The organism is Ruegeria sp. AH7 (assembly GCF_056541325.1).
Map to the genome: position 1 here is coordinate 648,817 of NZ_JBQFYF010000002.1, position 24,130 is coordinate 672,946.

General features: G+C 58.2%; 21 protein-coding genes. 7 read left to right on the plus strand and 14 right to left on the minus strand.

Annotation, left to right across the window (positions count from 1 at the left end):
* Positions 1 to 2: 2 nt before the first annotated feature.
* The 4 genes from ACR0JX_RS07770 to ACR0JX_RS07785 all read right to left on the minus strand — a co-directional run bounded on the left by ACR0JX_RS07770 (position 3) and on the right by ACR0JX_RS07785 (position 3,953).
* Positions 3 to 1,562, minus strand: coding sequence for an efflux transporter outer membrane subunit (locus ACR0JX_RS07770; RefSeq protein ID WP_480542831.1), 1,560 nt, complete (start codon positions 1,560 to 1,562; stop codon positions 3 to 5).
* A gap of 11 nt (positions 1,563 to 1,573) precedes the next feature.
* Positions 1,574 to 2,719 (minus strand): HlyD family secretion protein, encoded by a 1,146-nt coding sequence (locus tag ACR0JX_RS07775; RefSeq protein ID WP_480542833.1) that lies wholly within the window; start codon positions 2,717 to 2,719, stop codon positions 1,574 to 1,576.
* Between the two features lie 21 nt (positions 2,720 to 2,740).
* On the minus strand, positions 2,741 to 3,097 hold the full coding sequence (locus ACR0JX_RS07780; protein WP_170530218.1) for a DUF3302 domain-containing protein: 357 nt from the start codon (positions 3,095 to 3,097) through the stop codon (positions 2,741 to 2,743).
* A gap of 88 nt (positions 3,098 to 3,185) precedes the next feature.
* Positions 3,186 to 3,953 (minus strand): DeoR/GlpR family DNA-binding transcription regulator, encoded by a 768-nt coding sequence (locus ACR0JX_RS07785; protein WP_480542835.1) that lies wholly within the window; start codon positions 3,951 to 3,953, stop codon positions 3,186 to 3,188.
* Between the two features lie 179 nt (positions 3,954 to 4,132).
* Here ACR0JX_RS07785 and glpD point away from each other — a divergent pair, with 179 nt between their 5' ends.
* Together glpD and ACR0JX_RS07795 are read left to right on the plus strand one after the other, a co-directional pair.
* On the plus strand, positions 4,133 to 5,710 hold the full coding sequence (gene glpD, locus ACR0JX_RS07790) for a glycerol-3-phosphate dehydrogenase (protein ID WP_480542837.1): 1,578 nt from the start codon (positions 4,133 to 4,135) through the stop codon (positions 5,708 to 5,710).
* A 192-nt stretch (positions 5,711 to 5,902) separates the two neighbouring features.
* Positions 5,903 to 6,460 (plus strand): DUF2087 domain-containing protein, encoded by a 558-nt coding sequence (locus ACR0JX_RS07795; protein WP_480542839.1) that lies wholly within the window; start codon positions 5,903 to 5,905, stop codon positions 6,458 to 6,460.
* A gap of 61 nt (positions 6,461 to 6,521) precedes the next feature.
* On the opposite strand, the gene ACR0JX_RS07800 is transcribed toward ACR0JX_RS07795, so the two are convergent.
* From ACR0JX_RS07800 to metG, 3 genes are all read right to left on the minus strand, one after another.
* Positions 6,522 to 9,659 carry an efflux RND transporter permease subunit gene (locus tag ACR0JX_RS07800; protein ID WP_480542841.1) on the minus strand — a complete coding sequence of 1,046 codons (3,138 nt, stop codon included), beginning with the start codon at positions 9,657 to 9,659 and terminating at the stop codon, positions 6,522 to 6,524.
* A gap of 3 nt (positions 9,660 to 9,662) precedes the next feature.
* Complete coding sequence (locus ACR0JX_RS07805) at positions 9,663 to 10,829, minus strand: efflux RND transporter periplasmic adaptor subunit (RefSeq protein WP_480542843.1); 1,167 nt, start codon at positions 10,827 to 10,829, stop codon at positions 9,663 to 9,665.
* A gap of 284 nt (positions 10,830 to 11,113) precedes the next feature.
* On the minus strand, positions 11,114 to 12,832 hold the full coding sequence (metG, locus tag ACR0JX_RS07810; RefSeq protein ID WP_480542845.1) for a methionine--tRNA ligase: 1,719 nt from the start codon (positions 12,830 to 12,832) through the stop codon (positions 11,114 to 11,116).
* A gap of 256 nt (positions 12,833 to 13,088) precedes the next feature.
* Between metG and ACR0JX_RS07815 the strand changes: the two genes are divergently transcribed.
* Together ACR0JX_RS07815 and ACR0JX_RS07820 are read left to right on the plus strand one after the other, a co-directional pair.
* The gene (locus tag ACR0JX_RS07815; RefSeq protein ID WP_170530204.1) at positions 13,089 to 13,805 is read left to right on the plus strand and encodes an OB-fold-containig protein; all 717 of its coding nucleotides are present in this window, start codon (positions 13,089 to 13,091) and stop codon (positions 13,803 to 13,805) included.
* Positions 13,806 to 13,837: 32 nt separating this feature from the next.
* A complete protein-coding gene (locus ACR0JX_RS07820; RefSeq protein ID WP_480542847.1) occupies positions 13,838 to 15,520 on the plus strand; it encodes a flotillin family protein in 1,683 nt (560 codons plus the stop codon).
* A gap of 45 nt (positions 15,521 to 15,565) precedes the next feature.
* Here the strand turns inward: ACR0JX_RS07820 and ACR0JX_RS07825 are convergent, their stop codons facing one another.
* Positions 15,566 to 15,787 (minus strand): hexameric tyrosine-coordinated heme protein, encoded by a 222-nt coding sequence (locus ACR0JX_RS07825; protein WP_480542849.1) that lies wholly within the window; start codon positions 15,785 to 15,787, stop codon positions 15,566 to 15,568.
* 102 nt (positions 15,788 to 15,889) lie between these two features.
* Between ACR0JX_RS07825 and ACR0JX_RS07830 the strand changes: the two genes are divergently transcribed.
* A complete protein-coding gene (locus tag ACR0JX_RS07830; protein ID WP_480542851.1) occupies positions 15,890 to 16,333 on the plus strand; it encodes a MarR family winged helix-turn-helix transcriptional regulator in 444 nt (147 codons plus the stop codon).
* Between the two features lie 14 nt (positions 16,334 to 16,347).
* Here the strand turns inward: ACR0JX_RS07830 and ACR0JX_RS07835 are convergent, their stop codons facing one another.
* From ACR0JX_RS07835 to ACR0JX_RS07860, 6 genes are all read right to left on the minus strand, one after another.
* Positions 16,348 to 17,574, minus strand: a complete 1,227-nt coding sequence (locus ACR0JX_RS07835) for an MFS transporter (protein WP_170530197.1) — start codon at positions 17,572 to 17,574, stop codon at positions 16,348 to 16,350.
* Between the two features lie 82 nt (positions 17,575 to 17,656).
* Positions 17,657 to 18,253: a YceI family protein gene (locus ACR0JX_RS07840; protein WP_480542853.1), complete on the minus strand. Its 597-nt coding sequence runs from the start codon at positions 18,251 to 18,253 to the stop codon at positions 17,657 to 17,659.
* 230 nt (positions 18,254 to 18,483) lie between these two features.
* Positions 18,484 to 19,110 (minus strand): ImuA family protein, encoded by a 627-nt coding sequence (locus ACR0JX_RS07845; protein ID WP_480542855.1) that lies wholly within the window; start codon positions 19,108 to 19,110, stop codon positions 18,484 to 18,486.
* A gap of 48 nt (positions 19,111 to 19,158) precedes the next feature.
* The gene (locus tag ACR0JX_RS07850; protein WP_480542857.1) at positions 19,159 to 19,740 is read right to left on the minus strand and encodes a retropepsin-like aspartic protease family protein; all 582 of its coding nucleotides are present in this window, start codon (positions 19,738 to 19,740) and stop codon (positions 19,159 to 19,161) included.
* A 41-nt stretch (positions 19,741 to 19,781) separates the two neighbouring features.
* A complete protein-coding gene (locus ACR0JX_RS07855) occupies positions 19,782 to 20,402 on the minus strand; it encodes a MarC family protein (RefSeq protein WP_170530189.1) in 621 nt (206 codons plus the stop codon).
* Positions 20,399 to 22,252, minus strand: a complete 1,854-nt coding sequence (locus ACR0JX_RS07860; protein ID WP_480542859.1) for an ABC-F family ATP-binding cassette domain-containing protein — start codon at positions 22,250 to 22,252, stop codon at positions 20,399 to 20,401. Before ACR0JX_RS07860 ends, ACR0JX_RS07855 begins: the two co-directional genes overlap by 4 nt.
* A 109-nt stretch (positions 22,253 to 22,361) precedes the next feature.
* Between ACR0JX_RS07860 and ACR0JX_RS07865 the strand changes: the two genes are divergently transcribed.
* Both ACR0JX_RS07865 and ndk read left to right on the plus strand, forming a co-directional pair.
* Complete coding sequence (locus tag ACR0JX_RS07865; RefSeq protein WP_480542861.1) at positions 22,362 to 23,564, plus strand: multidrug effflux MFS transporter; 1,203 nt, start codon at positions 22,362 to 22,364, stop codon at positions 23,562 to 23,564.
* Between the two features lie 103 nt (positions 23,565 to 23,667).
* Positions 23,668 to 24,090, plus strand: coding sequence for a nucleoside-diphosphate kinase (gene ndk, locus ACR0JX_RS07870; RefSeq protein ID WP_008757405.1), 423 nt, complete (start codon positions 23,668 to 23,670; stop codon positions 24,088 to 24,090).
* Positions 24,091 to 24,130 lie beyond the last annotated feature (40 nt).

Below are 24,130 nucleotides of genomic sequence, written 5' to 3' on the forward strand. Positions count from 1 at the left end.
GGTTAGTTCAGGCTGGCTCCGGTTGGTGCCTGTTGCAACAGGTCTCCCCAATCGGTGCGATAGGCCATCTCGGCCAGAACCGTATCCGGCAGGAATTCCCGGTTCTGACGGATTTGCCAGCCGCCGCCCAGACCCTTGTAGACAGCGACCAGATTGCTGGACACCTCTTGGCGTGCCTCGATTAGATTGGCCTGAGATCGCAGCAGCGCGGTTTGTGTGTTCAGAATGCGTGAATAGCTGGCGATCCCATCACGATACTGGCTGATCGCAATCTCTGCAGCCTTGCGTGAGGCGTCGACGCTTTGCTGAAAGAACCCGACCTGCTTGCGCGCCTGTGCATAGGCGACCATCGCGCTTTCCACCTCGGAATAGGCCGTTAGAACGGTGTTCTGGTAGTTTGCGATCAAAGCCTGATAGGCCGCGTCCTGCGCCCGCACGTTGTTCTTGATGCGCCCGTAGTTCAGTACGTTCCAAACCGCACCCGCGCTGGCCAGACCCGTCGTGCTGTTCGAGCTAAACAGATCGCGCCCGCCCGAAGCTTGCAATCCGATTGAGCCAGACAAGACAAACTGTGGATACAGGTCCGCCATGGCGATACCCACCTGCGCCGATTGGGTGGCCGCGGCCAGTTCGGCAGCGCGGACATCAGGGCGACGGCGCAGCAACTCGGCCGGAACGCCCACGGCGACATTGGAGCGCGCCGAAGGGATGCGACCGGAATTGCCCAGAAGGTTGGTCATCCGCGAAGGTGTCGCGCCCAGCAATACGGCCAACGCATTCTTGGTCTGCTGCAGATCGCTCTCTAGCTCGGGCACCAGCGCTTTGGTGTTGTTCAACAGGGCGGTTGATTCCTGAACGTCCAGTTCGGTGGTGACTCCGTTGTTGAACCGCAATTGCGTCAGATCCGCCGAGTCTTGCTGCAGCTTGATGTTTTCACGGGCAACGGCCAGCGACTCCTGCAACGCGCGGATATTGACGTAAAGCGCCGCGACATCCCCGGTCAGCGTGACCAACGCGTCATCATAGTTCGCCACCTGCAAGGCGAGGTTCGACCGTGCCGCCTGCACGCCGCGACGCTGTGCGCCCCAGACGTCCAGCTCCCATTGGGCATCAAAGCCCACTTGCGAGGTCGAAAACTCTGTATCCAGCGGGATGATCCGATTGATGTCTGCAATCGGGCCAAGATTGTCACTGATCTCGCGCCGTTGCAGAGACCCGCCAAGCGCCTGCGATTGCGGATAAAGCTCACCAAAGGCGATCCCCAGCTGCGCCCGCGCTTGCAATACGCGTGCCCCTGCAACTTGCAAGCTCAGGTTCTGGGCATAGGCTTCGGCCACCAGTTTGTTTAGGGTGGGGTCATTGAACGTCTCCCACCACTTCACAACCGGCGCGCTGCGCGCGGTCAGACCGCTTTGTCCTGCGCTTGGGCTGTTGACCTCGATCCATTCTTTCACGACCGGCGAGTTCGGGCGCACAAAATCGGGGCCCAGCGGAGTGCAGGCAGCCAGCATCGCCGCGCAAAGGGCCGTTCCCATCAAATTGCGAATGGTGGCCCGTTTCATGGTCTGCGTCCTCAAATGTCCAGCGGTCGGATGAAGTTGGCGAAGGAATAGAGGCGGATGTTGATGCGCCTCAGGAACTCAAAACTTTTTCCCTGACCGGTATAGATGGCAACAGCAGCGTGACCGCCCGCTGGCAGGATATGCTCTTCGGGCATCTCGACCGTGATCTGAACCGCGATCCGACCGGGAAGCTTTGGCAGCTCAAAGCCGGGCAGGCGACCCGAGGGCAGATACTGCCCTTGACGCGTGGCCCACCAGATCGCCTCGACTTTGCCGGGTAGGATCTCTCCGGGGTAGAGGTCCAGCGCGACCTCAACCTCTTGCCCAACCTCGACAAATTTCAGGTTCTGCTGACGGAACGTGGCCAGCAGATAGGGGTTATCTTCGGTCACGAAGCTGGCAATCGCGCCCAGACGGATATCGCCAACGACCAGACCGGGACGGGCCTGTTGCGAGACGATCATGCCGTTTTCGGGGGCGTAGATCGTTGTGTTGTTCAGGAAGTATTCGGCCTCGGCCAATTGTGCCTGTGCTTGCAGAATGCCGGTATTCACCCCGTCGATCTGGGATTCCTGCGCCAGAACCGCCTTTTGCAGGTTCGCGGTTGCCTGTTTAACACCTGCTGTATCTTCGGCCACCTGTTCGTTCCAGCGATCCAGCTCATCCTGACGTGCGCCACCGGCGGGGACCAGATTTTCGTACCGGGCTTGCTCGGTCAGAGCATAGTCCAGCTGTGCATTTGCCCGCTCGACTGCTTCGGTCTTGGCAATGACATCCTGTTCCAGGATTTTTGCGTTCTGCTGCGCCGCGACCAATTGAGCCTGCGCATTGTCTACAGCAAACGAAAAAACCGTATCATCAAAGCGATAAAGCGGATCGCCCTTTGTCACAGGTGTGTTCGGTTCAACCAGAACTTCGGTCAGGATGGTGGGCTGCGTCAGCTTCGGGACGATCTGAATGGTGGATCGCACCACATGGCTGTCGACTGAGAAGGGTTGAAAGAACCGCAACGCAACAAGGAAAATCAGCAGCAAGTGCGCACCCACCCAAAACGAGACGATGCCCCAGGCGATGTTGAACTTGAGCCACTCCATCTTGAAGAAGATGAACCAGACAAAAATGATGTAGAACAGCGTAATGCCGAGGGCGACGAACATGTCTGAGTGTTTCCTTTGGCCTTAGCTTTTCTGCGTCTCGTCGGACGCGGCCTGATATTCTTCTTTCACCGTTCCTCCCAGACGTTCAATGTCTTTGCGGATGGCTTCTTTTTCTTCATCCGGCCCACGGCGCATATCGACCGTGATGCCGTCATGGAATGCCCACATAAAAGCATGGACCCAAGGCACAACAGCCAGAAATCCCATCCAACCCATGATCTTCACTGCCTCGGCATGCGGATGGTTGCGTTTGATCGCAATCCGGCCGGGCAGCCCCATAAGGAACAGAAAGAGGCCCATCACCGCGGCCAGAAGCAGGATCAGTGCAACAAAGGTCAGGTAGTCATAATAGCCCAAGGGTTGCCCCAATAGTCCCATGCTCGCGCCTCCTTTTCTGGACGGTGGCCCTATCCTCAGGTTTAGGCAGGGGATCGTCAATCTATTTGTAGTGGATTTACGCGGCAGTCTAAGAGCTGTCGCAGATACGAACCTTGGTTTCCCAGGCGACACATTTCTGCACCAAATCCTCGGGCAGCAGCTGATCGGTAAAAACCGTATCCATCTCAGCCATTGAGGTGATCCGAGCCGGTGCTGAGCGATGGAATTTCGAATGATCTGCAACCAGAAGGCACCGCCGCGCTTGTGCGATAATGGTTTGGCTGACATGGACTTCTTGGAAGTCATAATCAAGTAAATCGCCATCTGCATCCAGTGCGGAACATCCAATCACCGCGTAGTCGAATTTGAACTGGCGTATTGTCGACACGGTCAGGTTGCCGATCAGCCCCCCGTCCGAGCGGCGCAGCATGCCACCCGCCACCACGATTTCGCAATCCGGGTTGTCGACCAGAATATTGGCGACATTCATGTTGTTGGTCACCACCATCAGGTTCTTGTGGGTCAGCAACTGGCGGGCAACTGCTTCGGTTGAGGTGCCGATATTCAGAAAAACCGATGCACCATCGGGAATATCCTGGGCGCAGGCCTGCGCCATCAGGGTCTTGGCGTCAGCATTCAGCGTGCGGCGATCCTCGTATTCGATATTGGCCAGGCTCGACCGTAGAACCGCGCCACCGTGTACTCGGTCTAGCTTGCCGGCCTCTGCCAGTTCGGACAGGTCACGTCGGATGGTCTGGACAGTGACCCCAAACCGTTCGGCCAACCCATCGACCGTAACGCGCCCTTCGGTGCTGGCGATCTCAAGAATATCAGCTTGGCGAAAGGACAGGGACATCGGCGTTTCCGTGTGGTTCAGACATCTTCGTTTATGTTCTTTCACGTCGATTTGGCAAGTTTCCCTGCGGGAAATTCATGGCTGTGTTGCAAAACGAAAATAAACGAACATAAAGCTTGATCATGCGAAGGGTGCTCTGATTAATGCAGGCAACCGGATTTGAGTGGGAATCATAGGCCATGACGTCGACAAGCGATAATATCACAGACCTTTTCATCATCGGCGGCGGGATCAACGGCTGCGGTATCGCGCGCGACGCTGCCGGGCGCGGGTTGTCGGTGGTCTTGGCTGAGATGAACGATCTGGCCTCAGCCACCTCGTCAGCCTCGACCAAGTTGTTTCATGGGGGTCTGCGCTATCTGGAGTATTTCGAAATCCGGCTGGTCCGCGAGGCGCTGATCGAGCGTGAGACGCTACTGCGTGCGATGCCGCATATCAGCTGGCCGATGCGCTTTGTGCTGCCGTACCACAAGGATATGCGGTTTGATTCCGAAACGCCGACCTCAAAATTACTCAGCACCGTGATGCCATGGATGCGCGGGCGGCGTCCGGCCTGGCTGATCCGGTTGGGGTTGTTTCTGTACGACAATCTCGGCGGGCGTAAGATCCTGCCGGGGACCAGTTCTTTGAACCTGAGCAGCGCACCCGAAGGCGCGCCTTTGCAGAAAAAGTTCGAAACCGCCTACGAATATTCCGATTGCTGGATCGAGGACGCGCGGTTGGTCGTGTTGAACGCCCGCGATGCCGAGGCGCGCGGGGCGCAGATCATGGTGCGGACCGAGGTGATCTCGGCCCATCGGGTTGACGATCTGTGGGAGGTTACGGTCAGGGATCGCGACAGTGATGAAACGCGTGTGATCCGCGCCAAGATGCTGATCAACGCCGGTGGCCCATGGGTTGGTGATATCATCCAATCCAAAATCCACGTGAATTCACGCGAAGGCGTGCGGCTGGTGCGCGGCAGCCATATCGTGACGCGCAAGCTGTACGACCATGACAAGTGCTATTTCTTTCAAGGCGAAGACGGGCGCATCATCTTTGCAATTCCGTACGAGCAGGATTTCACGCTGATCGGCACAACTGATCAGGACCATGCGGATCCGTCTGAACACCCGGTCTGTACCGAGGATGAGAAGGACTACCTCTGCGCCTTTGCAACCAAATACTTCGCGCAACCAGTCACCAAGGACGATATCGTCTGGACCTATTCCGGCGTGCGCCCGCTCTATGACGACGGGGCCAGCAGTGCGACGGCGGCAACGCGGGATTATACGTTGAAAGTGAACGCCATCGGCGGCGCGCCGGTGCTGAACGTGTTCGGTGGCAAGATCACCACCTACCGCCGTCTGGCTGAAAGCGCGCTGGAGAAGGTGGGCGAGCATTTCCCGGATTTGCCAGGCCCCTGGACGGCGGGTGTGGCTCTGCCTGGCGGGGATTTCCCTGTTGATGGCTTGCAGGCGCTAAGCGACAAGCTGGTTGCAGACTATCCATTCCTCGACACCGCATGGGCAGCGCGCCTGATCCGTGCCTACGGGACCGAGGCGCAAACGATCTTGGGCGATGCAACAAAGGCTGCCGATCTGGGCGAGAATTTCGGCGCAGCGCTCACCGCGCGCGAGGTTGCATGGCTCATGGACAAGGAATATGCCCGCCGGGCCGAGGATGTGGTCTGGCGACGCAATAAGCTGGGTTTGCGGCTGAAGCCTGAGCAGATCGAACGGATCGATCAGTGGATGGCGCAGCGCCTGCAGGCATAGGTCATCGAAGGCTTGGCTGCCGGGGCTGGGCATGTTAGCCCTTGGGCACGGTCGGCAGACACCGAGGCGTCGCTGCTCCTGCGGGAGAGCTAAACCTGCCATTCAGATTGAAACGACATCGCAATTCCTAGGGGCGTTGTTTCGTTAAGTCAGCGACCGACGAGCGTATGAAACGCCCGATATGGATGCATGATGACCAAATCACCGATCCCTTTGCATGTGGATGACCTGACCGGGTTCGCGCGTGCTTTGAAGCACCAATTGGGTGAGGCCAGCCCGTCTCATCTCAGCCTGATGAACATGTTGGCCCGCGCGGCCGGATTTCAGAACCTGCAGCATATGCGGGCTTCCAACGCGGCTAAGCGGCGTATCGAAACACGACCCGATGCAGAGCCGCTGGATATGCGGACGGTCGAGCGGGCGTTCATTCAATTCGACGCCGCAGGGTACCTGAAACGATGGCCGTCCAGACGTGCTGTGCAGACCCTTGCCCTATGGGCCTTGTGGGCCAGCATCCCTGCCGGCATCAGCCTGACAGAGACAGAGGTCAATGAACGGCTTGGGCAAGAGCACCTGTTCGATGACCCGGCGACGTTGCGGCGCACTATGATCTCCTGTGGGCTGCTGACGCGACAAATCGACGGTAGTGACTATCGCCGGATTGAGCAGGCCCCACCGCCAGAAGCGCAGGCCGTTATCCGCGAGGTTACTGTGCGACGGCGCAGCCGGGCAGAGTTGACAACCGCATAGCTGAACAGCAAAAAGCCCCGTGGCCAGCACGGGGCTATTTCAGGATTCATGGCCGTTGATCTCAGCTGGTCTCAGTTGCCGGATCAGGATCACGTTTGCTGCCCTTTAGCCATTCGCGCAGGCTTTGCATCAGGGCATACAGCACAGGCACAAGGATCACGCCCACCAGGGTAGCTGCGAGCATGCCGCCGAACACGGCCACACCGATGGCCTTCTGGCTGGCGGCACCAGCCCCGTTGGCCGCCAGCAGCGGAACAACCCCCAGCAGGAAGGACAGCGCCGTCATCATCACCGCGCGGAAACGCTGATAGGCGGCCTCGGCTGCCGCATCCTTGATCGACAGGCCCTTGGCGCGCTGCTCCATGGCGAATTCCACGATCAAAATCCCGTTCTTTGAGGCCAGACCCACCAACATGATCATCCCGATCTGGGTATAGAGGTTGATGTCACTGCCCACGATGGCCACGGCGGCCACTGCCCCGAAGAGCGCAACGATCACCGATAGTAGGATCGACACGGGCATCGACCAACTCTCATACTGGCCGACAAGGAACAGGTAGCCAAACAGGATGGCCAGCCCAAGGATGATGATCACCAGACTGCCCGAGGCCAATTGCTGCTGTGCCGTTCCGGTCCATTCGAAGGCATAGCCGGGGGGCAGGGCGGTGGCGGATTCCTCGGTCATCACGCTGATTGCGTCGCCGCTGGACAGCCCTGGTGCGGGCACGGCCGTGACCGTGGCCGAGCGGAACAGGTTATGCCGTTTCAGCAGAACCGGGCCCAACACGTTTTCGACGTCAATCAGTGTGCCCAGTGGCACCATCTCGCCTTGTTGAGAACGAACGTAGAGGTTCGAGATATCCTCAACATTGTCCCGATAGGTCCCATCTGCCTGGATCATCACGCGATAGACCCGGCCAAACAGGTTGAAGTCGTTCACGTAATACGATCCCAGTTGCGCCTGCATGGTCTGGAAAATCTCAGCCACTGAAACCTGCAGGGTCTTGGCCTTTTCCCGATCCAGATCGACAAACAACTGCGGAACGTTGGCGCGGAAGGTCGTGTAGGCTTGGCCGATTTCTGGTCGCTGATTTGCCGCGTAGACAAAGGATCCCACGGCCGAGGCCAGATCCTGTGGTGTGCCACCTCCGGTTTGCTGCACCTCCATCTCAACCCCAGCAGACATGCCGAGGCCCTGAATGGGGGGCGGATTGAACGCCAGGACCGAGGCTGCGGATTCACCGTTCGCAATCGCCAATATCTTGGCGAGAATGGCATCAGCACTCAGATCATCCTCTTGCCGGTCATTCCAGTTGTCCAGGTTGACGAAAATCGCAGCGCCGTTGGTGGTGGTGCCGTTGAGCAAGGAAAAACCGTTCACCAGAACCGTACTGGCAACACCGGGTATCTCGCGTATCTGATCGTCCAGACGCGCGGTCACCGTCTCTGTCCGCTCCAGCGTGGCCGCATCTGGCAGTTGAACATCAACGAACAGATAACCGTTATCCTCAAGCGGGATGAAACCGCTGGAGGTGTTGGACATGATCGTTCCGGTTCCCATCGCAAGCGCTACGATCACGCCCAGGGCAACAATCGGCAGGATCAGCAGCTTGCGCACGATCGAGACATAGCCGTTCCGCACAGTTCCGATAAACCGTTCGAACAGAGCCAGTATACCTTTTGGAGGCCCGGAACGCGCCCTCAGAACCAACCCGCACAGCGCTGGCGATAAGGTCAACGCGTTGATGGAAGAGATCACAACAGCGGTCGAAATGGTCACCGCAAATTGCGAATACAACTGGCCTGAAATGCCAGGCATGAAGGTCACGGGCACAAACACCGCCAGCAGAACCAGCGTGGTTGCGATGACGGGGCCTGTGATCTGGCCCATGGCTTTGCGGGTGGCTTCGGGCGGTGGTAGGCCTTCGTCTGCGATGATCCGTTCGACGTTTTCCACGACCACGATGGCATCGTCCACCACGATCCCGATGGCCAGCACCAACGCGAACAGTGAGATCGTGTTCAGCGACATGCCAAAAGCCAAAAGGAAGGCAAACGTGCCGATCAGTGACACCGGGATTGCGACGGCTGGAATGATTGTTGCTCGCCAACTGCCGAGGAAAACAAACACCACCGAAATCACAAGGATAAAGGTCAGGATCAGGGTCGAGACCACATCGTTCAACGAGGCTTCGACAAAATCCGTAGTATTGAAGGGCACATCATATTCCACATCCGTTGGGAAGGACCGCGACAGCCTTTCCAACTCGGCCTGAACCCGTTCAGAGACCGCCAGCGCGTTTGCGCCCGGAGCCTGATAGATGCCAATCACGGTGGCGGGAACGGCCTGGAAATAGCCCGAGGCCGAATAGAACTGTGCCCCAAGCTCAACCCGCGCAATGTCACGAACACGCACGATCGACCCGGCATCGCCTGTGCGGATAACGATATCCCCGAATTCGGCAGCAGAGGTCAGGCGACCCTTGGATTTGATCGTGTACTGAAAGGTTTGCCCCTCGGGCACTGGGGGCGAACCGATTGAACCCGCCGAAACTTCGATATTCTGTTCCCGAATAGCGTTGATCACGTCCCCGGGTGTGATCGACAGGGCCGCCATCTTGTCCGGGTCCATCCAGATGCGCATGGCATATTCCAGATTGGTCAGAACATCCGCCTTGCCCACACCTTGAATCCGCGCCAGCGCGTCTTTCAGATTGATCGACGCGTAGTTCGACAGGAACACGCTGTCATAGGTCTCGTTGGGCGAGGTCAATGTCACCAGCAACAGCATGTTGGTCGATGCTTTCTGCGTGACCACGCCAGAGGACGTTACCTCGGTTGGAAGCGAAGACATGGCCTGCGCCACGCGGTTCTGCACATTGACCGAGGCGATATCGGGGTCGGTGCCCACTTCGAAGGTAATATTCAATGAATACGAGCCGTTATCAGACGACGTTGACGTCATGTAGATCATGTCGTCAACACCGTTTACCTGCGCCTCAATCGGGGCAGCGACTGTGTTTTCTACGGTCTCGGCATTGGCGCCGGTATAGGTAGTGGTCACGCTGACAACAGGTGGCGTGATGTCCGGGAACTGGGCGACCGGCAGAACCATATAGCCGATACCGCCCATGATCGTTAGGACCAGCGAAATGACAAGTGCCAGCTTGGGCCGGCTGATGAAGAGGGCCGAGAACATGTGTTATTCTCCCGGCTGCTCTGAGGCCACAACCGCGTCAACCGCGACGCCCGGACGTACCCTTTGCAAACCTTCGACGATCACGCTTTCACCTTCGCGTAGCCCATCCAATACGATAATCGCAGTATCGACCGTATCGCCGGTGGTGATATAACGCTGTTCGACCATTTGCTTGTCATTCACCACAAGAACAAATTCACCGCGCTGGTCGCGTTGCAGTGCCGCCTGCGGGATCAGCACCTGCAGCGTTGGCTCCAACGCCTCGATGTGAACGGTCAGGAAAGCGCCGTCAAGGATCAGACGGTTCGCATTGTCGAACTCGGCACGCATTGTAATCGCACCCGTCAGCGGGTCGATGCGGTTGTCGACAAAGACGATCTCGCCTGTCTCATCCAGTTCCGTGCCGTTCGGCAGGGTCACATGGACATTCGGGCTTTGGTCACTTTCCGCAAGTGAGGCTGCGTTTTCGTTAAATTGCTCAAGGATCGAGGTGAACTGCTTTTCGTTCAGAGAGAAATTCACGTAGATTGGGGCTTCGCTGACCAGATTGACCAATGCCGGGTTCGTGGGGCCAACCACATCGCCAACGCTGGTGGTCACGCGCCCGATCCGCCCGTCAAACGGGGCGTGGATTTGCGTATAGCTCAGGTCCAACTCAGCTTGTTGAATTGCAGCATTTGCGGCTTTGACCTCGGCCTCGGCAACCAATTCGTTTGCGCGGGCTGTATCGCGTTCTGATTCAGGCGTGGCGTCGCGTTTGAACAATTCTTCTTTACGATCAAGGTCAATCTTAGCCAGTTCCAGGTTGGCCTGGGCCCGGTTCAGGTCGGCTTTGCGGGCCTCAAGCGTGGCCTGATACAGGTCCGGTTCGATGGTGAACAGTAGCTCATCCTTGGTGACGAGTGCGCCGTCTTCGACATTCTGGCTTTCCAGAAACCCGTTCACCCGCGCCACGATATCGACCTTGTTGATCGCTTCGGCCCGTCCGATGAACGCCGCCTCATCTGTGATCTCTTGCGTATAAGCCGCCGCGATTGACACTTTGGGGGCTGGCGCCTCGCTTTGATCTTGCGCTAGCGCAGTATAGCTGACGCCCAAACTGGCCAGGGCGGCGATAGCCAAAGCCGGACCCTGATAGCGGAGGATAGAGTTCTTCAATTCAAGGGGCATGGCGGACGCCTCGTTCAAAAGGAATATGCGTCATGGCCCAAGGCCACGACGAGTCGATTGGTGTTTAGGTCAGGATGGCTCGTTTAGAGACATATCTCAAGCGCCTTGAGTACCGCGGTGAGTTGGAGTGGGCGGGAAATTGTTCTGGTTGCAGGCCAACTTAGATGTGCACCAGATGTAGATTTGGGTGCTGAACCCGTGGATAATCGGGATGCCCAACACAAATCAGGCAAAGGTTGGAACCTTCGCCTTAGGTCATAGAGCCGAGCGAAAAAGTCAGCCTATCAGTCGCGCGTTCCGGCAAAACGGCTTTGCCAATCTTCGCGTTGTTCATCCGTGATCTTGGCGAACAAAACGTCCGGAACCGTAAACTCATGTCCGGCGGGCAGGGCGTTCAGCGCTGTCTCGGCGCTGTCCGGCCAGCCTGTATCCAGCGTGTTCATGGCGCTCAGCATCCGTGCTGAAGCGTCGGGGATGAATGGCGCGCTGAGCACGGCGTAAAGACGGATCAGGTTCAGGCCCAGGCGCACCTGCGCGGCGGCCTGTTCCGGGTCTTCCTTGAAGGTCGACCATGGGGCTGCGGCTTGCAGATATTCATTTCCCGCAACCCAGATCGCGCGCAATTCCTGCGCAGATTTGCGGACCTCCATCGACTCCATATGGGTTTCGTAGGTGCGAATGCGTTTGCTTAGGTCTTCGATCAGCGCAGTCTCGCGCTCTCCAAAACGTCCGCCCTTAGGTACGACTTCGCCGAATTTCGAGCGGCAGAACTTGGTGATCCGGCTAACAAAATTGCCCAACACGTCGGCAAGGTCTTTGTTCACCGATTGCTGGAAGTTCTCCCATGTGAACTCGCTGTCGCTGCTTTCCGGCGCATGGCTCAGCAGCCACCAGCGCCAGTAGTCGGCGGGTAGGATCTCCAGCGCCTGATCCATGAAGACGCCACGGCCCTGTGAGGTCGAGAATTGACCACCGTCATAGTTCAGATAGTTGAACGATTTCAGGTGATCGACCAGCTTCCACGGCTCACCTGAACCAAGAATGGTGGCCGGGAAGGACAGCGTGTGGAAGGGCACGTTATCCTTGCCCATGAACTGTACGTAACGCACGTCATCCGCGCCTTTGTCGGTGCGCCACCAGCGTTCCCAATCCGCATCCGACTTGCCGTTGGCGTCGGCCCATTCCTTGGCGCAGGCGATGTATTCAATGGGTGCGTCGAACCAGACATAGAAGACCTTACCCTCCATACCGGGCCAGTCCTGATCGCCTTTCTTAACCGGAACGCCCCAGTCCAGATCGCGGGTGATGCCGCGATCCTGCAGGCCGTCTCCGTCATGCAGCCATTTCTTGGCAATGGATGTGGTCAGGATCGGCCAGTCGGCCTTGCTGTCGATCCACGCATCCAGTTGATCCTTCATCGCCGATTGGCGCAGATACAGGTGCTTGGTCTCGCGCACCTCGAGATCAGTCGAGCCGCTGATGGCGCTGCGCGGCTCGATCAGGTCGGTCGGGTCCAACTGCTTGGTGCAGTTTTCACACTGGTCACCCCGCGCGCGGTCGTAGCCACAGTTGGGGCAGGTACCTTCGATATAGCGGTCCGGCAGGAACCGACCATCGGCGTTCGAGTAGACCTGTTTTTCACTAACCTCACGGATCAGACCGGCCTCATCCAGCTTGCCAGCGAAGTGCTGCGTCAGGTGGCGGTTCTGTTCGCTGGACGAACGTCCAAAGTGATCGAAGCTCAGGCCAAAGCGTTTGGCGATATCGGCCTGTACCGCATACATATCGGCGCAATATTCGGCCACTGGCTTACCCGCCTTGGCGGCAGCCAGCTCAGCAGGCGTACCGTGCTCGTCGGTGGCGCAGAGGAACATAACCTCATTCCCACGGCCACGCTGGTAACGTGCGTAAAGATCGGCAGGTAATTGCGAGCCGATCAGGTTGCCGAGGTGCTTGATCCCGTTGATGTAGGGGATCGCCGAGGTAATAAGAATCCGGGCCATTTTGCGTTTCCACGTATCTGTCTGCGCGCCCGTCTACCTTATGTGACCGGCCAGAAAAACCCCGGCTTTCATCTGGATGACATTTTCGGCGCCACGATATGGAAAAAACAGGTTGACCAAAGGTCAGTGATTGCCGAAATGTCGCGCGCTAAACTACCCATAGGTTGTAATATTGAATCACAACCTCTTGAATTTCGACAATGAACTCCCATCTTATTGGTATACCAAAGTATACAATAACGAGGGCTATTTCCCTATGTTCGACTTTTTGCTCGAGGGTGCTTTTGCGCCCTTTACCCTAGCGCTTGCATTGCTGTTCGGCCTTCTGGCGCTAGAACTGATCGCTTTGCTGCTGGGTGCAAGCCTGATGGCGGGCGAAGGCGATCTTGATTTGGATATGGCTGACGGGCCGGATCTGGATGTCGGCAGTTTTGACCTCGACATCGATGCGGATGTGGATCTGGGCGATTTTGAGCTGGCGGATGTCGAACCTGACGCGCCCACGGTCGCCTCAGCGGGTCCTTTGGCTTGGCTGGGTATCGGCAGGGTACCGGTCATGATCTGGCTTGTCGTGCTGCTTGCGGGTTTTGGACTTTCAGGCATGGGCCTGCAGCTTGCTCTGCGCGATCTGCTGGGCTTTGACCTGCCAGGCTGGATGGCTGCCCTACCTGCTGGAGCCTTTGGTCTTTGGTTTGCACGCGGCTTTGGGGGCGTCTTTGCGCGCCTTCTGCCCACGACCGAGACCCAGGCGATGTCCGAGCGGATGCTGGCCCGTCGCCGTGGCTTCATCTCGCAAGGCACCGCATCGCGCGGACGCCCGGCCGAAGTGCGCGTGATGGATCGCTTTGGCAATGCGCATTACCTGCGGGCCGAGCCGCTGCAAGACAGCGATACGCTGGAACAGGGCACCGAAGTGCTGGTGCTGCGCGACCGACGGCAAGACCGGTTCGTTCTGGTCGGCCTTTCGAACTGACAAAAATTTAACCCCAAATCGGAGGATTTTGCATGGAACTTACTTTCCTGATCACCACAGTTGCGACCATTTTGGCGGTCGTTCTGTTCATCGGCCTTGTGCTGGGCCGACTTTATAAGCGCGCGACCCGCGAAGTCAGCCTGGTCAAAACCGGGGCAGGCGGCAAGAAGGTCATTATGGATGGCGGTGTCATCATTGTGCCCTTGTTGCACGAGGTCAGCCCGGTCAACATGAAGACCTTGCGCCTTGAAGTGCAACGTAGCGGTGAGGCTGCTTTGATAACCAAAGACCGTATGCGGGTTGATGTGGGTGTGGAGTTCTACGTCTCAGTTATGGCCACCGAAGAAGGGATCGCACGCGCTGCGCAGACCTTGGGTGACCGGACTTTTGATGTTGAACAACTGCGTGAGATGATCGAAGGCAAGCTGATCGACGGTCTGCGCGCTGTGGCGGCGCAAATGACCATGGACGGTTTGCATGAAAATCGCGCCGACTTTGTACAAGAGGTGCAGAACGCAGTGTCCGAGGACCTATTGAAGAACGGTCTGTCGCTGGAATCCGTTTCGCTGACCGCTTTGGACCAGACACCGTTTGAAGCACTCGATGAAAACAACGCCTTTAACGCCGTTGGTATGCGCAAACTGGCCGAGGTGATTGCGACCTCAAAGAAAGAGCGTGCGCAGATCGATGCCGAGGCCGAGGTTGAGGTGCGTCGCGCAGCCATGGAAGCCCAGCGTCAGAAGCTGTTGATCGAAAAGGATGAAGAACAGGCGCGGATTGAGCAGACGCAACAGGTCGAAACTCTGCGCGTCGCGCAGGAGGCTGAGATTGCTGCACGGACCGAGGATTCGGTGCGGGAAACCGAACGGGCGCGGATTGCGCGGGAAGAGGCCATCCGCTCAGCCGAAATCGAACGCGAACGCAAGATCCGCGACGCGGAGATTGCCAAAGAGCGTGAGATCGAAGTGGCCGAGCAAGAGCGACAGATCATCATCGCACAGAAATCCGAAGAGGAAAGCCGCGCGCGTGCATCGGCTGACCTCGCCCGGGCCGAGGCGACCAAGGCGACCGAAGCCGTGGCAACCGCCCGTGAGGTGGCCGAGGCCGAGCGTCAGAAGCAAATCGTTCTGATCGAAGCCACGCGTGAGGCGGAACGTCAGGCCACAGCGATCCGTTTGTCTGCGCAGGCCGAGAAAGAGGCCGCCGCTGACCGCGCCGAAGCCCGCCGCGAAGAGGCGCAGGCCGAAGCCGACGCGCTGAACATTCGGGCCGAGGCCAAGAAGAACGACATGTTGGCCGAAGCGGAAGGTAAGCGCGCGATTGTTGAGGCCGACAACGCTCTGTCCGCAGCACAAATCCGCATGAAGGTCGATATGGCACGGATCGAAACCATGCCCTCGATCATTTCGGAAATGGTCAAGCCTGCGGAAAAGATCGACTCGATCAAGATCCATCAGGTCGGTGGCATCGGTGCGGGCGCGACCGGTGGGGCGGCCAACAGCGACAAGCCGGTGGTCAATCAGGCGCTTGACTCGATCATGGGTATGGCGGTGCAGATGCCCGCGCTCAAGAAGCTGGGCGAAGAACTGGGCCTGTCTATGGAAAACGGTGTTGGTGGCGTGGTGAACGGTGCGCTTGAGGCGACCCCGGAGCCAGCGATCACATCGCCAGACACTGCCGATCTGGTCGAAGACGAAACGCGTAGCGACCCATAAACCAAATGGGCCGGGATTTCCCGGCCCATTTTTCTTTTCTGAGCGTTACTTCCAGAAATTGTTTGCATGCGAGACGGTCTGAAAGTTGACGGCCACAACGTGAGAGACACCAATCAAACTATCCGCGTTATTTGCATATTCAGGGCGCATCCGGTTGCGGGCTGCATCATCGGGTTGCGCCAGTTTGACTGCCATACGGGACAATTTCACTGCAAGCTCATAACCTTCTTCTGGTGTTTGAGTTTTCAAACTGGGTAGCCAGGACATTTCACTCTCCATTTGTATCGTGCGCGACCTAAAATGCAAAGTTGACGAAACCAGTGTTTATGTCAAGGATAATATCGTGCGCGATATAAATGAGGCTTTGAATTGGACAGTTTTGATATCCCTAAGCAGGCGGATGATCTGTTTTGTTTTGGCGTTTATACCGCGTCGCACGCAATTAACCGTGCCTACTCACCACACCTTAAGAAGTTGGGTTTGACCTATCCGCAATACATCACGCTAACTTTGCTGTGGGAGCATGATGGACAAAAGATCAATACGCTTGCCCAGCAACTCGGGATGGAGACCAGCACGCTAACACCGTTGGTCAAGCGACTGGAGAACCTGGGCCACGTAACCCGGTCGCGCAGTCAAACTGACGGACGCGCGGTAGAGGTTTTCTTGACCGAGCAGGGTTTGGCTCTCAAGCACAAAGCGCCAGAGATCACCTCTTGCATGATTGAGCAAACAGGGCTGGACAAATCGGAACTGCAAAAACTGCAAACGCTACTATTTCGACTGAGAGACGGATTGAATGGTGGCCGATGAGATGCCAATCGAGCTTACTCTTTCCCCTCGCGCGATCGTTTTAACAGACCTCCGATCGTGAACGAGGTGCGCGGGGCATAGACGTAGTTGGTTCGCGCATCCGGTGTTGGGCGAGACCGCATGCGGGCCAAACCAAAGCCGATCAGCCCCAGATGCCCAACGGCCACAAAGGCGAACAAAGCGCCTGGGCCGAATTGTTCGATCAATGTCGAAGACACATAGGGCGAGGCGATTGCGCCCAGCGCGTACCAGAACATCAGGGCCGCAGACAGTTCGACCCGTTGTTCGGTGGTGGCAAAATCATTGGCGTGGGCTGACGATAGCGAGAAAATAGGGAAGGTGGTCAGGCCAAAGAAACCAGCCGCCAGCATCACGCCCAGTGTTCCCGCCCCGCTGGCGGCCATGGTGACTCCACAGCTGAGCACCGCGGCAGCGGAAAGCCAGATCAAAACCCAGCGCCGGTCATACTTGTCGGCCAACCAACCAAGCGGATATTGGGCCAGTGCACCGCCCAAAACGAAGGAGGCGAGGAAGAAGGCGATCTGATCCAAGCTCAAACCCACCTCTTGACCATAGACCGGGCCGACCATCCTGAAGGATGCAGAGCTCAGCGCCGAAACGATCACGCCAGCAACGGCCAGCGGTGAACAGGCCCAGGCCAGTTTGGGCCTCAGCCGTGGGGCGCTGGGGGTCTGAGGTTGGCTGGCCCGTGTTAATGTCAACGGCAGTAGCGATGCACAGCACAGGATCGCCAGCAGGTTATACGAAACATAAGATGCAGGCGGCAAAACCGCGATGATCAACTGCGCGCTGAGCGAGGCCCCCAGATCCGCGATGCGATAGGTTCCCATCGCCCGCCCGCGCGTTTCGTTTGTGACTTTGGCGTTCAGCCAGGCTTCGATGACTGTATAGCACCCGGCCACGCAGGTGCCCGAGGCAATTCGCAATGCGGCCCAGACATAAGGGTTTTCGGTCAAGGTATGCCCGATCAGACCCATCGCACCCAGGGCCGTGCACACGGCAAAGGCGCGCGAATGCCCAACGCTGCCCATAAGACGTGGCGCCCACCAGCAGCCGATGAAAAACCCGATAAAATGCGCCGAACCCAGCAGACCGATCTGTTCGGTCGTGAAGTTCAGCGTTATGCCCGAGATCGCATCCAGTGGCCCAACGCCGCCTGTCGACAGTTGCAACAGAATGACGGACAGGAAGAGGGCGGCAAAGGAAATGATCGTGCGCATAATGAGACCACGCTCTACCTGTCTCAGGCGCTTTGCGCGCGCCTAATCGACGCCTTGGTGTCGTTTTTCGCGAATTCGGAGATTAGTTCAGTCGTGTGATCTGCGCCATGATGTTCAGGCCAACCGTCTCATCAACTAGATCGGGATAGCCGGAGGCTCCGTATGCATGACGGTCCAGCGCACCAGTCAGCTGGATCGACAGGGCATCAAGATCATCCGCAGCGCTGCCGGGCGCACGATAGAGCGCTGCATTAAGGGTCACCGGCCGGGTAATGCCGCGCACGGTCAGGTCGCCTTTAATCGAGGCCCCAGCCGAGATGCGCCCACCCGGGCCAAGCTGGATTTTGGTTGAGGTGAAGCGAATGGTCGGATGCGCATCCGCATTCAGCACGCTTTTTCCCAACATGGGTCCGCGAGCAAAGGGCAAACGCGTTCGTGCAGCCGCCACATTCAGGATGACGTCAACCTTGCTGTTTTGCAGGCGTTTTGTATCCAGCTGAATGTTGGCAGATTGGATCGGCATGGTACCCGATTGCGCCACCCCAGACAGATCAAAGGTGAACCCCACCGATGTGCCCTTTGGCGCAAGCGCATAGGGGATCATCACGGATTGTGCCGCCCCCAAGCTGGGCCATAGTGCCAATCCAGCTACGAAACTGCGTCTGGTCATTCTGGTCATGCCGATCCCTTTCGCCTGTTTTGCCCATGCCGGATGTGGTCTGATCCGCCCCTGTGCTGATATCTGTTGTCCTGACGCTAGAACGCAGGACGTAATGATTGGTTAACACGCGAGCTTGCAGTCTTATTCGCTCCGACCTCAAATCAATTGCCGTGGGTGGTTCGCCGGCAACAATCGATGAGCGCGTCTATTTGTTGGAAACGCTAGGGCGATGGCCTTGGCCCGGCCAATCACATCTTGCGTGAACTGTCTTCGCCACTTCTCGCAGGTTGCAGATGCATCTGTGCGCGAGGGGCTGCCATAGTGGCCTGCCAACTCGCTGGGGGCAGGGCGCGGGCGCGGCGGCGGGTCAGGGTCCAGCGTTTCGTCTCATCCCGATGTGCAGCGGCCATGTGCCAACGCGTTTCGACCCCCTGCGCACCACCGTCGCCGGGGGTCAGCAACAGACCCAGCGGGGGCTGCCCTATGTCACCCTGTTCCGCTGCCAGATGCAGTCGCCGCACCGGTGTCAGGCCCGGCGCGCCGGGCAAATCGCTGATGACCAGCGGAACGGCACGGCTGCGCAGGGCTTCTTCCATGCACCACAGCAGGTCCTCGGCCCGTTTGGGGCGGGCAAAGAGGAACCTTCCGGGGTCAGCAAAATCGACCATTCCGTGGGGGTTCAGCTGGCCTAGCTCCCATGCGGGGGCAATCCACAAGACCGGGCCTTGGGTCTGCCCGGCAAGCCACATGGCGAAGCTGCGCCGGGCGGGGCCGCAGGCTTCGTGCACGCGGCCCTGTTGCAGGGTGACCTCATCATGAAGTTTGACCCCCGGCGCGGGACGCGCGGGCTTGGTGCCAAGAAGCTGAGCAGACATGATATGCGTATATCATGTTCCTATTTTGTTCTCAAGTTGCGAACGCGCCTAACGCGATAGGATCATCCGGCCATCGGTGAACTGGATGTTGGAAAACCTGTGCAGGTAATCCATGCCCAGCAGCGACTGGTGCAGCTCTCCTTCGTTGATCCAGGCCGAGACATTGCGATCCGCAATTGGACCCAGTTCGAAACTGTCCAGCCGCACAGGTGCTGTCCGAACCTCTCCGTTCGCCGTGATTGCGCGCCCGAAATAGTTCAGCTGATCAGGGTCGATACCCACACGCTCCGCATCCTGCGCGCTGAGCACGATTTGGCTGGCCCCGGTATCTACAAGGAACACAATGGGTTCGCCGTTCACGGTGACTGGCAGGTAATAATGCCCGTCCTGGGCACGCGGCACCTCGATCATATCGCCGGTGACCGCCATCTGCGGGGCCAGGCTGACCGAGGATCGAATATCCTCCCACAAGCCAATGACCGCAATGACCCCCACGAAGATAAAAACCCAGGCCATGACCTGTTGCAGGGTTTTGTTCAGGGACTGACGGTTCTGGGCGACAAACCACAGCAATATGGCCGCGCCAAGTACGACCAGATACACCAAACGCCCGATATCGTCGCCATTCATGCCGTTGCCCTTACAGTTTATTCTATACTCTATATGGGGATTTACGACGCAAACCCAAAGGCCTTGAGGCCATCCAGAATGAACTGAACAGACAGGGCGGCCAGCAGCATACCCAGCAGACGGGTCAGCACGTTCAAGCCCGTTTTGCCCAGAATACGCGCGATCAGGCCGCCTGCCAGAAAGAACAGCAGGACCACCGCCATGACAGCCAGCATTACGGCCACTGCCGCTGCAATTCCTTGAAGACCCGGATGCTGTCCGGACAACAGAATAATCGTCGCAATCGATCCCGGCCCGGCGACCAAAGGGATGGCGAGCGGAAAAACCGACGGGTCGTTGTGTTCCTCTTCCTCAGCCCGATCTTCGCGCCGTTTGGTGCGGCGTTCGAACAGCATGTCCAGCGCGGTCAGGAACAAAAGCGCGCCACCGGCAACCTTAAACGCCTCCATCGAGATGCCGACAAAGCCCAGAACCGCCTCACCAAAGGCGGCGAAGGCAATCAGAATGCCGGTTGCAACCAAACAGGTGCGATAGGCCGTGCGCCGCCGGGCGCGCGCGTCCATATCCTGTGTCATGGCGACAAAAATGGGTGCGGTGCCGAACGGGTCGATCACGACGAACAAAGTGGTGAAGGCGGTGATGAAGAAGGCAGCGTCAATCATGCGGCATTCTCCGCCTGCTCCAGTTTTTCGGCGGCCGCAACCCACAACGCCTCGGCCTTTTGCATGGCCTCGGTGACTTCGGCGAATTTGCGGTTCCAGGTTTCCAGATCATCGATCCTGTCATCTTCGTACAGGGCCGGGTCCGCCAGTTTGGCCGAGAGCTTGTCGTGCATATCCGTCAGCTTCTCAATCCGGTCCTCGCACTTGCGCAGATCGGCGCGCAGGGCCAGCATGGTATCCCGCGAGGGGCGTTTGGGCTTTGTTGCCTGAAGCTTTTGCTTCACCGGCTTGTCGCGGGCCAGCAGCATCGCGCGATAGGCTTCGAGGTCTTGATCAAAGGGTTTGACGGTGCCGTCCGAGACCAGCCACAGCCGGTCCGCCACCAGCGACAGCAAGTGCATGTCGTGACTGACTAGAACGACCGCACCGGAATAAGCGGTCAGCGCTTCAACCAACGCCTCGCGGCTTTCGATGTCCAGATGGTTGGTCGGTTCGTCCAGGATCAGCATATGTGGCGCGTCGATAGTGGCGATCAGAAGCGACAGGCGCGCCTTTTGACCGCCCGACAGACGTCCGACTTCGGTTTCTGCCTGATCGGCGTTCAATCCGAACCCAGCCAGACGCGAGCGCCATTTACCCGGAGCCTCATCCGGGCGCAGACGGCGCAGATGATCCAGGGGCGTTTCATCCACATACAGCTCATCCACCTGATGCTGCGCGAAATAGCCAATGCGCAACTTATTGCTGCGGCTCATCTTGCCCGCCATCAGGGGCAGTCGGTCGGACAGCAGTTTCGACAGGGTCGATTTACCCTGACCGTTCTTGCCCAGCAGCGCAATGCGATCATCTTGATCAATGCGCAGGTTCAGACGGCGCAGCACTTCAGTCTCGCCATAGCCCGTGACACCGCCTTCGATCTGGATAATCGGCGGCGACAGTTCTTCGGGTTCGGGGAATGAAAACGCGCGAAGCGCGGCTTCTTGCGGGGTCGAGACCAACTGGATGCGCTCGATCATCTTCAGGCGGGACTGGGCCTGCACAGCCTTCGACGCCTTATAGCGAAAGCGATCCACAAAGCTTTGCAGATGGGCAATGCGAGCCTTTGCCTTTGCATTCTCAGATTCCGCCTGCGCCAGACGTTCCGCGCGGCGTTCGGCGAATTTGTCATAAGGCACGGCGTAATAGGTGAGTTTGCGGTCTTCCAGATGCAGGATCGAGCCGACGGCGCGGTTCAGCAGCCCTCGGTCGTGGCTGATGATGATGACCGTATGCGGGTATTTCGCCAGATAGCTTTCCAGCCACAACGCGCCTTCAAGATCCAGATAGTTGGTAGGCTCGTCCAAAAGCAGCAGGTCGGGCTGCGAGAACAGCACCGCTGCCAGAGCAACGCGCATTCGCCAGCCGCCCGAGAAATCGGAGCAGGGTTTCAACTGGTCTTCGTCATCAAACCCGAGCCCCTTGAGGATCGATGCCGCCCGGGCCTCAGCCGACCAAGCGTCAATATCGGCCAGACGGGTTTGAATATCAGCAATACGAGCAGGGTCCGTGGCGCTTTCGGCCTCAGCCATCAGCGCGCTGCGTTCTGTGTCAGCCGCCAAAACGGTGTTGATCAGCGAGACATCGGATGAGGGCACTTCTTGCGCCACCCCACCAATCCGCGCGCGTTTCGGGATCGAGATAGCGCCGGATTCCAGCGCCAGCTCTCCGCGGATCAGGCGGAACAGAGTGGTCTTGCCGGTGCCGTTCCGACCCACCAGACCGACCTTGTGGCCATCGGGGATGGTCGCGCTGGCCCCGTCGAACAGGGGGCGGCCTTCAACGGCATAGGTGATGTCTTCGATCCGTAGCATGAAGGGGCTCTTAGCAGAGCCGTGATGCAGCCGCCAGCGGCTTGGCATGTTCAACTGACGGGCAATGTGTTAGCGCTGTGTCGTTTGCTTTTCTGACACGGTTTTCGACATGCGCGCGGCCCGGACGCCCCCAAATTTGATCACGCTGATCTTCGCCACCGCACTTTCCGTGTTGTCGCTGAATATGTTCCTGCCCTCGCTAGCGCATATGAGCGACGACTTCGCGGTCGACTATGGCCTCGTGAACTTGTCAGTGGCAGGATATCTGGCCGTCTCGGCGGTGCTGCAACTGATCATGGGGCCGCTGTCAGATCGGTTTGGGCGCAGGCCGGTTCTGTTGATCTGCATGACCGTCTTCGTGATCGCGTCAATCGGATGCACGCTGGCCGAGTCGATCTGGGTTTTTCTGGGTTTCAGGCTGTTGCAGGCCGTCGTCGTAGCCGGGTCGGTTCTGTCCAGTGCCTCGATCCGGGATCGATATCCGCCCAACGAAGCCGCCAGCAAGCTAGGATATGTTGCGATGGCCATGGCGCTCGCGCCTATGCTGGGTCCAATGCTGGGCGGCGCGCTGGACATGCTGTTCGGCTGGCGCGCGGGGTTCGTTTTGTATTCGGTTCTGGGGGCAGGGCTGTTGGCCTTGCTGTGGTTCGACATGGGAGAGACAAACACAGACCGTTCATCAACCTTGGTCGCGCAATTGAAAGAGTACCCGCATTTATTTCGCGCCCGTCGATTTTGGGGTTATGCGCTATGTGCCGCGTTTTCGATCGGCGGGTTCTACAGCTTCATCACTGGCGCGCCCCTGGTCGCCGCTGCGTGGTTCGACCTCAGCCCGGCGATGCTGGGCTTAGGGATCGGGATCATCACAGGTGGCTTCATGGTGGGCAATTTTGTCACTGGACGCATCGCGGCGCACACCCGGCTAACCACGATGATCCTATGTGGACGGATCGTGGCCTCGGTTGGACCGTTCTTCGGTTTATTGTTGTTTGTAGGCGGTCACGGCTCAGTCTGGGTGTTTTTCGGGTCGGCCATCTGTGTGGGATTTGGCAATGGCTTGACCAACGCCAATGCCTCGGCCGGAGCGATGTCGGTCCGGCCCAAACTGGCAGGCAGCGCCGCGGGGTTGTCTGGGGCGATGGTCGTGGCGCTTGGTGCCATCCTGACCTCGATGACAGGTGCATTCGTCAGCCCCGAAAATGGCCCGTATCTGGTGCTGAGCATGATGAGCGGCAGCAGTTTTGCTGGCCTTTTGGCGGTGCTTTACGTCCGCAGGTTGGACAGGATCGACCCGCTGCCCCAGGCGATCTGAGCCGTGAACCATCATAACACTTTTCATAAGGCAAATACCGTGATACGCGGCGCGCGATGGATTTCGGCGCGGGCCCCGCGTCACATTGTAAGGAGAGGCCAAAATGGCACTGGAACGCACATTCTCGATCATCAAACCTGATGCAACCCGCCGCAACCTGACTGGCAAGATCAATGCCAAATTCGAAGAAGCCGGTCTGCGCATCGTGGCGCAAAAACGCATCCACATGACCAAAGCTCAGGCAGGCAAATTCTATGACGTCCACGCCGAGCGTCCGTTCTATGACGAACTGTGTGAATTCATGTCGTCGGCTCCGGTTGTTGTTCAGGTTCTGGAAGGCGAAGGCGCCATTGCCAAGAACCGCGAAGTCATGGGTGCAACCAACCCTGCAGATGCAGCCCCAGGCACCATCCGCGCCGAGTTCGCTGAATCGGTTGGCGAAAACTCGGTCCATGGTTCGGACGCGCCGGAAACCGCTGCGGTTGAGATCGCATATTTCTTCTCGGGTATCGAACTGGTCGGCTAAGCCACCGTTTCGTGCTGATTTCGGGCCGCTCCGTTTGGGG